Origin of the sequence: Bacillus sp. SIMBA_074, assembly GCF_046534555.1 — a bacterium.
Classification (GTDB): domain Bacteria; phylum Bacillota; class Bacilli; order Bacillales; family Bacillaceae_G; genus Bacillus_A; species Bacillus_A mycoides.
The window spans coordinates 1-269 of record NZ_JAWRYM010000562.1; the positions used below are offsets into that span (position 1 = coordinate 1).

Below are 269 nucleotides of genomic sequence, written 5' to 3' on the forward strand. Positions count from 1 at the left end.
TCCAGCTTGCGACGATCCATCTGCTCCAAAGAAACATAGATCGGCAGAACCATGAATGGCACCAGTGTATAGACCATCCCCAGCAGCACGGAGCCAGAATTGTACAGCAAAGGCAGTGGTTCAGAAATAATGCCCATCGATTGCAGCATCGTGTTGACGACACCTTGTGAGCGCAAAATAATGACCCATGCATAAGAGCGAACGAGAAAATTGATCCAAAACGGAATCATCACGAGCAGGAGCCAAATCTTTTGTTTGGATTGCTCGAG

The 269-nt window shown here is 47.6% G+C and carries 1 protein-coding gene; it reads right to left on the reverse strand.

Annotated features, from left to right (window positions below; translation table 11 throughout):
* The coding region (locus tag SB773_RS31980; RefSeq protein ID WP_410594361.1) for an ABC transporter permease at nt 1-269 on the reverse strand (269 nt) is incomplete at both ends.